Origin of the sequence: Clostridium sp. UBA5119, from assembly GCF_002414285.1 — a bacterium.
Taxonomy (GTDB): domain Bacteria; phylum Bacillota; class Clostridia; order Clostridiales; family Clostridiaceae; genus Clostridium_J; species Clostridium_J sulfidigenes.
The window spans coordinates 40,762-51,751 of record NZ_DHYX01000035.1 but is presented as its reverse complement, the minus strand read 5'-3'; the positions used below and the strand labels follow the sequence as shown (position 1 = coordinate 51,751).

The window sequence follows — 10,990 nt, the reverse complement described above, 5'->3', positions numbered from 1 at the left end:
TTTAAAGGTCAAGCAACTGACATTGATATTCATGCTAAAAGAATATTAAAGATAAAAGAAACTCTTAATGAAATATTAAGTGAAAGAACAGGCAAGCCTTTAGATAAAATAAAACAAGATGTTGAAAGAGATTATTTTATGTCCGCGGATGAAGCTAAGGAATATGGATTAGTAGATGAAGTAATTGTTAAAAAGAAATAGCTTTAAAGGGGTGTCAACATGCCAAGAAATGAAGAAAAGAAAAAATTTAAATGTTCTTTTTGTGGAAAAAGTGAAGAGCAAGTAAGAAGACTTATTGCAGGTCCAGGTGTATATATTTGCGATGAGTGCATCGAGCTTTGTTCTGAAATCATAGTAGATGAAAGAGAAGAGGATGTCCAAATTGACATGGGCACATTACCTAAACCTAAAGAAATTAGAAAGTATTTAGATCAGTATGTAGTAGGGCAAGATGATGCTAAAAAGGCTTTGTCTGTAGCAGTGTATAATCATTATAAAAGAATAAATTCTAATGTTATGGATAATGATATAGAACTACAAAAAAGTAATATACTTCTTTTAGGACCAACAGGTTCAGGTAAAACTTTATTAGCTCAAACACTAGCAAAAATGTTAAATGTACCTTTTGCAATAGCAGATGCTACAACCCTTACGGAAGCTGGATATGTAGGTGAGGACGTAGAAAATATATTATTAAAATTAATTCAAAACTCTGATTATGATATAGAAAGAGCTGAAAGAGGCATTATCTATATCGATGAGATTGATAAGATTGCACGTAAGTCTGAAAATCCATCTATAACTAGAGATGTTTCTGGTGAAGGAGTTCAGCAAGCTTTACTTAAAATTCTTGAGGGAACTGTATCTTCTGTACCACCACAAGGAGGAAGAAAACATCCACATCAAGAGTTTATCCAAATAAATACATCTAATATATTATTTATTTGTGGTGGAGCTTTTGATGGATTAGAAAAAATTATAACAAAGAGAACTCAAAAATCAGCCATGGGATTTGGTGCAGAAGTGGTGTCTAAGGAAAAACAAGACTTAGGAGAATTATTTAAGCAAATAATGCCAGGTGATTTACTGAAGTTTGGATTAATTCCAGAGTTTGTAGGAAGAATTCCTGTAATAGTAACTTTAGATAACTTAGATGAAGATGCTCTTGTAAAAATATTAAGTGAACCTAAAAATGCATTAGTGAAGCAGTATCAAAAGTTATTAGAAATTGATGATGTTAGACTTGAATTTGATGAAAATGCTCTTATAGCTATAGCTAAAGAAGCAATAAAGAGAAGCACAGGAGCAAGGGGATTAAGAGCAATAATAGAAGATATAATGCAAGAAATAATGTATGAGATTCCTTCACGTGAAGAAATAGAAAAGGTTATAATTCATGAAGAAACTTTAAATACAAAGATTCCTGAATATATCATTGCAGACAATGGAAAAAGAGAACCTTTAAAAATAGATAGTAAAAAGGGCGTAAAGAGAACACCTGAACTTGCATAATATAAAAACTGCTGAATTTCAGCAGTTTTTTCTTGTTATAGAATATTAATCCAATATATTGTGAATAATACTATTGTGACTTAAATAATTAGTAAAGGGAGGGAAGATTAGTTTGCTTATAAAGTAGGCTAATATTGATATGGAACCAGTAGCGATTTTAATTATGCTAATACAACTATTAGTTACAATAGTAATGGGAATTTACTTCTTTAATGCATTAAAGGGACAAAAATCATCTAAGATTACAATTAATAGGGAGAACACTAAAGAAATTGAAAAGCTGAGAAAGTTAAAAAGTATATGTTTGACCGAGCCTTTAACAGAAAAGAGTAGACCTAGAAATTTTGAAGATATAATTGGTCAAGAAAAGGGGATTAAGGCTTTAAAAGCAGCCATATGTGGTCCTAATCCTCAACATGTTATAATATATGGACCTCCGGGAATAGGAAAAACAGCAGCAGCAAGACTGGTATTAGAAGAGGCAAAACTAATTCCAGCTTCACCATTTAAGGCAACTTCTTCTTTTGTAGAAATTGATGCTACAACTATAAGATTTGATGAAAGAGGAATAGCGGATCCATTAATAGGATCAGTTCATGATCCAATATATCAGGGGGCGGGTCCATTAGGTGTTATAGGGGTACCTCAACCAAAACCTGGAGCAGTTACAAAAGCACATGGAGGAGTTCTATTTATTGATGAAATAGGTGAATTACATCCTATAGAAATGAATAAGTTATTGAAAGTTTTAGAAGATAGAAAAGTATTTTTGGATAGTGCATATTATAATAGTGAAGATCCTAATATGCCATCTTATATTAAAGAGATATTTGAAGAAGGACTTCCTGCTGACTTTAGATTAATAGGTGCAACAACTAGAAGTCCAGAAGAAATAGTTCCAGCTATCAGATCTAGATGTGTAGAAATATTTTTTAGAGCCCTAGATGGGGATGAAATAGAGATAATTGCAAAAAATGCGGCAGAAAAAATTGGAATATCAATAGAAGAAGAAGCAGCAAAATTAGTTGGAATGTTTGCTAATAATGGTCGTGATGCTGTAAATTTGGTTCAATTAGCCTGTGGAATTGTAATTAATGAAAATAGAAATACTGTTAGTATAAATGAAATACAATGGGTTATTGAGAACGGTCAATACTCACCAAAGCCTAATAAAAAAATATGTGCGAAACCAAAGGTTGGTTATGTAAATGGCCTTGCGGTATATGGTTCAAATGTTGGATCTGTAATGGAAATAGAGGCAACAGCAACTAAGGCAAGAGAAAGAGAAGGAATAGTAAAAATAACAGGTATTGTTGAGGAAGAGGAATTAGGAGATAAGGGCAGAAAATTAAAACGAAAAAGTACAGCAAGAAATTCTATTGATAATGTAATTACAGTGTTGGAGAGAATATACAACATAGATACAAAAAAATACGATATACATGTTAATTTTCCAGGGGGAATACCTGTAGATGGTCCTTCTGCTGGAATAAGTATGACTACTGCAATCTATAGTGCAATAACAGGTAGGAGTGTAGATAATAATACAGCTATGACAGGAGAAATATCTATTCATGGTGAAGTAAAGCCAGTTGGTGGTGTTACAGCTAAGATTACTGGTGCTATAAAAGCAGGTGCAACAAAGGTTTTAATTCCAAAAGAAAATTGGCAAGAGGTATATAAAGATTATAAAGATATAAAAGTAATACCGGTAAATACTATAAAGGAAGTAATAGATGAAGCAATAATAAAAGATCAAATTCTTCACATAAGTGTAGAAAAAAAAGAGCAAGGGTTTGAATTGAATATGTTACCTCAATTAGATGCCTAAATATAATCCCTATAGAAGTTCAATGGATAAAACTTTTATAGGGATTATTTAATTGAAAAATTATATTTTTATAGGTATAATATACTAGTCTAATTATAATTAATACAATAACGACATATCATTTAGATGTTTTGTTAAAGTAGGATTTTCTTTTATAAGTTGTATTTTACAATAAAAAAGAAAACACTGCACTGCCCTGAAAGATTCCTGTATAAATACTTTAGGTTGAATTATTAGTTTGAGCAAACTAGGTAAGATTTTATAATGTGAAATTAAGTAAGATTAAATAATAGATTAGATAGAAATGAGGAGATGTTATGGAAAATCAAATAATGAAACTTCCATTAATTCCCCTTAGGGGATTAAGTATTTTTCCACATATGGCTTTAAACTTTGATATAGGAAGAAAGAAATCTATAGAAGCAATTAATAGAGCCATGGATGAAGATCAGAAGATATTTATAATAAGTCAAAGAGAAGCAACTACTGAAAATCCAACTGAAAAAGATATATATAATGTCGGATGTGTATGCACAATAAAGCAATTTATGAAGTTGCCAGGGAATCACTTGCGAGTATTAGTAGAGGGAGAATATAGGGCTAAACTTGTAAAATATTTAGATGAAGATGATTGTATAAGTGCAGAAGTTGAAGCTGTTGAAGAGTTGGATATAGAAGATAAAACAGAATCTGAAGGATATAAAAACTCACTAAATGATATGTTTATTAATTATTTAGAATTAGCTGGTGAAGAATTTAAAGATTTAATAGTGGAATTAGAAGCAGAAGAAGATAATAGTGTATACTGTGATGTAATAAGTGCATTTCTACCGGTAAAGGCTGATGTAAAGCAAGAGTTATTAGAAATTATTTCAATTAAAGAAAGAATGGAAAAATTATTAGTTATTCTAAAAAAAGAGATTGAAGTTGTAAAAGTAGAGAAGCTTATAAGTAATAAGGTTAAAGCTAGAGTAAGTGCATCTCAAAAGGAGTACTATCTTAGAGAGCAACTTAAGGTAATTCAAGAAGAGTTAGGAGAAGAAGATGAGTTTGGAAAAGAAATAACTAATTATGAAAAAAAATTAGGGCAAATTAAATTACCTAAAGATGTTAAAACTAAGATCGAATTTGAAATCAATAGACTTAAAAATATTGGGCCTTCATCCCAAGAGGGATCAGTTATAAAAACTTATTTAGATACTATTTTAGGTATGCCGTGGAATAAGCTAACAAAAGATAATTTAGACTTAACTAATGCTAGAAAAGTTTTAGATGAGGAGCATTACGGACTAGAAGATGTAAAAGAAAGAATTATAGAATATTTAGCAGTTAGAAAAATGAGTAAATCATTAAAGTCACCTATAGTATGCTTAGTTGGACCTCCAGGGGTTGGTAAAACATCTATTGCAAAATCAGTGGCTAATTCACTAGGACGAAAATTTGTAAGAATGAGTTTAGGTGGAGTAAAAGATGAGGCTGAAATTCGAGGCCACAGAAAAACTTATGTAGGAGCAATTCCAGGACGAATTGTATCTGCATTAAAGGAAGTTGGTTACAAAAATCCAGTATGCCTTTTAGATGAAATAGATAAAGTATCAAAGGATTATAAAGGAAACGTAGAAGATGCTCTTCTTGAGGTGCTAGATTCAGAACAGAATAAGACCTTTAGGGATCATTATATAGATGTAGAGTTTGATTTGTCAAAAGTATTATTTATAACTACAGCAAATACTTTAGATACTATATCTAGACCACTATTAGATAGAATGGAAGTAATAGATGTTTCGGGCTATACTACAGAAGAAAAATATGAAATAGCAAAGAAATATTTAGTACCTAAAGTTATGAAGGAATATTCTGTGGAAGATGGTCAGATTATAGTTAATGAAAGTGCTTTAAGAACTATAATAGATAGATATACAAGAGAATCAGGAGTTAGAAATCTAGAAAGAAAGATAGCTTCAGTAATAAGAAAATCTATAACCGAAATAATGGAAAGTAATAAGAAAAAAATAACTATAAATTCTTTAACTGTTAAGAAGTATCTAGGTTCTGAATTATATAGCTATGATGATTTAGATAAAGAAGATAAGATTGGAGTAGTCACAGGTCTTGCCTGGACTGGATATGGTGGTGATACACTTCCCGTAGAAGTAGCAGTAATGGAAGGTGATGGTAAACTTCAACTTACAGGTCAATTAGGAGATGTAATGAAGGAATCAGCTAAGGCCGGTTACAGTTATGTAAGGGCTCATTGTGACATGTATGATATAGATAAAGAATTTTATAAAAATAAAGATATACACATTCATATACCGGAAGGAGCTATTCCAAAGGATGGTCCATCCGCTGGAGTTACTATGGTTACAGCTATGGTTTCTGCTTTAAGCAACAGAAAAATAAAATATTCAGTAGCTATGACAGGAGAAGTTACTTTAACTGGTAGAGTATTACCTATAGGGGGACTTAAAGAAAAAAGTCTGGCCGCTTACAGAATGGGAATANNAACTATAATTATCCCTAAAACTAATGAAAAAGATTTAAAGGATATACCAAAAGTTATAAAAAATAAAATAAAATTTATACCAGTAGAAAAAATTGAAGATGTATTGAAGAATGCACTAGTTGGAGAAGATAAAAATGGAAATTAAACAAGCAGAATTTAAAACTTCGGCGGTAAAGCCCACCCAATATCCAGAAGATGGAATGTGTGAAGTTGCCTTTGTTGGTAGATCTAATGTAGGAAAGTCTTCACTTATTAATACTTTAACAAATAGAAGAAAGTTAGTTAAGGTAAGTGGTACACCTGGCAAAACAAGACTTATAAATTTCTTTACTATAAATAATAAGCTATACTTTGTAGATTTACCTGGATATGGATATGCTAAAGTGTCAAAAAGCGAGAAGGCTACTTGGGGAAAAATGATGGAACAATATTTAATAAATAGGCCAGAATTGAAAAAAGTAGTTATTTTAGTGGACTGTAGGCATAAACCAACTGGTGATGATATAATGATGTATGAGTGGATTAAGCATTATGGTTATGAAGTTATAGTTGTAGCAACTAAAAAAGATAAGTTAACTAAAAGTGAATTACAGAGGAGTGCTAAGGTAATAAAAGAAACATTAAAGCTTGGAAAAGAAGATAAATTATTGTTCTTCTCTTCTTTAAAAAAGGAAGGAAAAGAAGAATTACTTGAGGAAATATTTAAAGACTTAGGAATTGAATAAAATAAAGGGTTATTGATTAGAGAAATCAATGACCCTTTATTTATGATATAATAATATTGATTTACTTTTAAACGTATAAGTATATATGTAATTAAAGAGGGGTGTTTATTTGAAGATATTAGGAAATTTATTTATTATATTTATGCTTTATATTTTACCACTAGTATTTTATCTAAGAACAGTGAAAATAAAAAGAAATTCTAAGCTAATTAAAATTATGGTGATTATAGCATATATATCATTGTATTTCTTATTACCGGAACTTTACAATAATATATTACCTTTTGTTTTAATAATTTTTATTTTAGCTAATTGGTTTAGTTCAAAATGTAAGAATGATGATTATATAAAATATAGGTTTTCTTTAGGTGACTTTAGAATAGGTAAAGCATTGATATATGTGTTATTAGTTTATGGATTTATAATAATGTGTGGTTTATTTTGGTTTTGATTACTATTATTATTAAAGATACCTATTGAACAACAACAAGTTATAACTATGCTAAATAATTATGATTTAGTTTCTTTTATAATAACCATCCCTTTTACAGTTATTTTTGCACCAGTGGTTGAAGAATTCGTTTTTAGGTACTTATTTTATGGTAAGTTTTTAAGAAGTAGACTTAAGGGTGAGTTTGGATTTATAATATCTGCATCTATTGTTAGTATATTATTTGCATCTATTCACTTTAGTATTAGTGCTTTTGCTTCGTTATTTGTAGTAAGTTTTTTTAACTGCTATCTAATTGAAAAGGAAGGGTTTTGGTATTCAGTATTTACCCACTTATTTGTTAATGGAGTTTCTACTGTTATATTACTTCTAAGCAAGATAATTTTATAGTAATAAGATAATAAAAAGTCATCTCATAATTTTNNAAAATTATGAGATGACTTTTTTATCACCGATTTTATGGAAAAACATATATTGTAGTAAAGAGGCTTAGGAAAAACACACTAAAAATACTATAGATTAAATATATAAAAAACTTCAAAAATATAATTATCAGTGTCAAAACTTAAGCAAAATCATATAGTGTATTATACAAATGATGATATAAAAATGTAAATATAATAGGAGGATAAAAACTATGAGTGACTATTCAAATCTATATCAGATGTTTGGCGGAAACTGTACAGATGGAAACCCTTCTCAAAGCTTTGGATTTGGAAGTGGAAAAATACTAATTTGGATAATATTAATACTAATTTTCTGTAGAGGTGGATTCGGTGGAAACTGTGGACGCGGTGGATTCGGAGGAAACTGTGGATTCGGTGGATTCGGTGGATTCGGCGGAAACTGTGGATGCGGTGGAAATAATTGCTGTTGCGATCCTTGCTGTTGTGACCCTTGTGATTGCTCATGCTGTTGCTGTGAACCGTGCTGTTGCAAATGCAAAGAATATTGCTGCTGCTGTGGCGGAGTAAGAAAAGATTGTAAAAAACAAAAGCATTATATTATAGAAACTGCTTCATGTAACCCATGTTGTAGCCCATGCTGTAATCAAAATCAATGTGGTGGCAATAGTGGTTTTGGTGGCTTTGGTGGTTTTGGTGGATGCAATATATGTCAAATAATTCTTATAATAGCTATTTTTCTTATAAGAAGAACACCTCAACAAGTATGTAAACCATGCTAAAGAATAAAGTATACAAGAAGCCTATAGATAAGAAAACGATAAATAAAGATTGGAGGAATGAATAAATGTGTGGATATTCAAATAATAGATGTAACTCACAAGCATGTACTATTCTTTTAATAATAGTTATTCTTGCAAATCAAGGATTATTAGATGGTTCATCAAAGTCTAAAAATGCATTAACATTACTTTTCTTATATTGGTTATGTGGATTCAATGGTGGATGTGGAAGTAATAATATGTTAGGAAACTGTAACTATGGATCAATGTGTGGAAACCAATGCTCATGTAGATGTGGATGTGGATGTCAATGCAAATGTAAATGCTGCAAGTGTAAATGCAAAGAAAAAAAATGCAAATGTAAAAGAATAAAAGTTTGTTGTGCATAGCACATTAAACATTAAAAACTAACAAAAGTTATTAAGTGATTAATCTATGATAATTAGAAAGTACACTTCACAAGAAGGAGGAATTTATGATGTGTGGATGCGGAAATATAGGAAATTCAGGTTGTGGCTTTCAACCATGTACAATTCTACTATTAATCGTAATTCTAAAAAATCAGTGTTTGCTAGACACAGAATGTAATTCAAGTGCTAGAAATGCATTAACTTTAATATTCTTATATTGGTTATGTTGCTCCGGTGGATTTGGATTTAATAGAGGAAATGCTGGATTTGGCCATAATAACTTTAATAGTGGATGTTGCTGCAGAAAACAATGCTGCTGTAAATGTTGCTAAACTATAAGATGTTTAAACAAAAGTAAGGACTGCTTATAAAAGTAGAAATAACAATGGATAAAGAATGATGTAAACCATGGCCCAGTATAGGGGGGTTTCTAGAAAAGTAAGAAAATTAGCAGTCCATGTTATTCATGGATTGCTTTTTTAAAATTTTATAATAAGTAAAGAGGTGAGTAGATGGGAAAGCATAAGCATAGAAAAAGAGATAGAGAAGAAAACTATGTGCAAGAGCAAAATAATAATGGATACTTTGGAGGATATAATGGTAATAATCCAATGAATAATAATATGGGCATGAATGCAATGAATATGGCTACTAACTTAGGTGCAATGGGAATGAATAATCCAGGTGGAATGAACAACCCAATGGGAATGAACAACCAAATGGGAATGAATAATCCAGGTGGAATGAACAACCCAATGGGAATGAATAATCCCATGGAAATGAATCCTATGGGTATGATGAATCCTATGAATAATATGGTAGGAAATAATCCTTTGGCTAGCATATTAGGAGGCATGGGCGGAAACTTTAATGGTATTCTAGACTTGCTTAGCAATTTAGGCATAGGCGGAGGTAACACAGGGGATAGTGGTGATTTAATTAGCATGATATCTTCTTTATTAGGGGGAGGTAATACGCAAGCACCTTCTAATAATGTAAACAATGGTAATAATTCAGTAAATAATTATAGTTCTATAGAACAAATTTTATCTCAGATTAAACCAGAGGATATAGAACAATTAAAAACATTGCTACAGAATATGAATTCTAATAATTATAGTGATGGTAATAATGTCAATAATGAAAATGTTGAAGAGTATACAGAGATAAAAAAAAAAGATAAAGAATCAGTAGATGAAATATTAGCTAATCTTGACTTTAATGCCATATTGAATAACATGAATAACTTGGAGTTTTCACGAATAGATTTTTCCAATGTAGATTTAAATAATTTAGACATAAATGACATTATAAAAAGTGATGAGTTTTCAGAAGAAAATATTACTACAGTAGATGAAGCAGATATAATTGAAGAGAACATATTTAGAGATGAAAAAGGGTTAACGGAGGAAGAGTACAATAAGATTATAAATATATTAATTAGACTCATTGATCCAAATAAGATTAAATTATTACAAAAAATTTTTGAATATAATAATTTAGAAAAAGACTAAAATATTTAAAAAAGATGTATATAAAATATAATTTAGTCAATAATAAAAATGTAATGGAAGTTAAAATCTCCATAAACCTCTAGAAGTAATTTTAGAGGCCCCCCCATCCCCCTGGGACCGTTAGGTCCCATTTTTATTTTTTGAATATAATAATTCCAATAATGGGAGGAGAAAATTAAAAAGGTAAAATAGCTTAATATATATTAACAGAGGTAATTTTAAATGGAAAATCATTATCATTATATTTATTTATCATTAAATTTATAGTTAGATTACTTACTTTTTTACTATCGGATGTGCTTATTACTCTAAAGTTTAATATCCAATTTTCACAGGTTATATTTCCTGTATTATCCCAAGCTAAATCTGTAAAATAACCATCTTGAAATTTATAATAATTTGATCCATTAGCAAGCCTAAAAATACTCTCTAAATCTGAACCACTTATTTGAGAATAAAAATAGTTGGGAACAGACAAGTAAGGGTCAGGCAAACTTTCTATTAGGCATATAAAGTTAGTTATAGTATCTTTGCCTGGTAAAGATGTAGTCAGATTATTATCAAATTCTTTAAGGGAGCCTTTATTATATAAATATCCATTTAAATTAATATTATTATCTTGAAAATTACCTGATACAATTTTAGGAGTTCTACTATTAGCACTATCTATAAATCCTAATAAATTATTGGTAGAACAAAATATGTCATCATATCCATTACCATTCCAAGAAAAAATATGTTGAACAGCTTTATTATGAAAAGAGCTTTGAATAAATATTTCTTTAGAATTATCTCTAGAAATATCTAAGGTAGATACCCTTACAGGCCAATACGTGCAGTATTCTCCAAGGGTCT

12 protein-coding genes are annotated in these 10,990 nt (G+C 30.2%); 11 read left to right on the top strand and 1 reads right to left on the bottom strand.

The window, feature by feature from the left end; translation table 11 throughout:
- From B2671_RS04595 to B2671_RS04545, 11 genes are all read left to right on the top strand, one after another.
- Positions 1–201 (top strand): ATP-dependent Clp protease proteolytic subunit (locus tag B2671_RS04595; protein ID WP_346869359.1); only part of this gene is annotated, 201 nt, incomplete at its 5' end.
- Between the two features lie 18 nt (positions 202–219).
- On the top strand, positions 220–1,512 hold the full coding sequence (gene clpX / locus B2671_RS04590; protein ID WP_346869358.1) for an ATP-dependent Clp protease ATP-binding subunit ClpX: 1,293 nt from the start codon (positions 220–222) through the stop codon (positions 1,510–1,512).
- Positions 1,513–1,651: 139 nt separating this feature from the next.
- Positions 1,652–3,343 (top strand): ATP-dependent protease LonB, encoded by a 1,692-nt coding sequence (gene lonB / locus B2671_RS04585; RefSeq protein WP_346869357.1) that lies wholly within the window; start codon positions 1,652–1,654, stop codon positions 3,341–3,343.
- Positions 3,344–3,660: 317 nt separating this feature from the next.
- Positions 3,661–5,994, top strand: coding sequence for an endopeptidase La (lon, locus tag B2671_RS04580; RefSeq protein ID WP_346869356.1), 2,334 nt, complete (start codon positions 3,661–3,663; stop codon positions 5,992–5,994).
- Positions 5,984–6,574: a ribosome biogenesis GTP-binding protein YihA/YsxC gene (yihA, locus tag B2671_RS04575; RefSeq protein ID WP_346869355.1), complete on the top strand. Its 591-nt coding sequence runs from the start codon at positions 5,984–5,986 to the stop codon at positions 6,572–6,574. The genes lon and yihA overlap by 11 nt, the downstream gene beginning before the upstream one ends.
- 109 nt (positions 6,575–6,683) lie before the next feature.
- The gene (locus B2671_RS04570) at positions 6,684–7,025 is read left to right on the top strand and encodes a hypothetical protein (protein WP_346869354.1); all 342 of its coding nucleotides are present in this window, start codon (positions 6,684–6,686) and stop codon (positions 7,023–7,025) included.
- 48 nt (positions 7,026–7,073) lie between these two features.
- The gene (locus B2671_RS04565; RefSeq protein WP_346869353.1) at positions 7,074–7,415 is read left to right on the top strand and encodes a CPBP family intramembrane glutamic endopeptidase; all 342 of its coding nucleotides are present in this window, start codon (positions 7,074–7,076) and stop codon (positions 7,413–7,415) included.
- Between the two features lie 247 nt (positions 7,416–7,662).
- Entirely contained in the window at positions 7,663–8,211 is a 549-nt protein-coding gene (locus B2671_RS04560; RefSeq protein ID WP_346869352.1) for a hypothetical protein, read from the top strand.
- A gap of 65 nt (positions 8,212–8,276) precedes the next feature.
- Entirely contained in the window at positions 8,277–8,600 is a 324-nt protein-coding gene (locus B2671_RS04555; protein WP_346869351.1) for a hypothetical protein, read from the top strand.
- Positions 8,601–8,686: 86 nt separating this feature from the next.
- The gene (locus B2671_RS04550) at positions 8,687–8,953 is read left to right on the top strand and encodes a hypothetical protein (RefSeq protein ID WP_346869350.1); all 267 of its coding nucleotides are present in this window, start codon (positions 8,687–8,689) and stop codon (positions 8,951–8,953) included.
- 180 nt (positions 8,954–9,133) lie between these two features.
- Complete coding sequence (locus B2671_RS04545) at positions 9,134–10,135, top strand: hypothetical protein (RefSeq protein ID WP_346869349.1); 1,002 nt, start codon at positions 9,134–9,136, stop codon at positions 10,133–10,135.
- 193 nt (positions 10,136–10,328) lie between these two features.
- Here B2671_RS04545 and B2671_RS04540 read toward each other — a convergent pair.
- On the bottom strand, positions 10,329–10,990 hold a 662-nt coding region (locus B2671_RS04540; protein ID WP_346869348.1), incomplete at its 5' end, for a VCBS repeat-containing protein.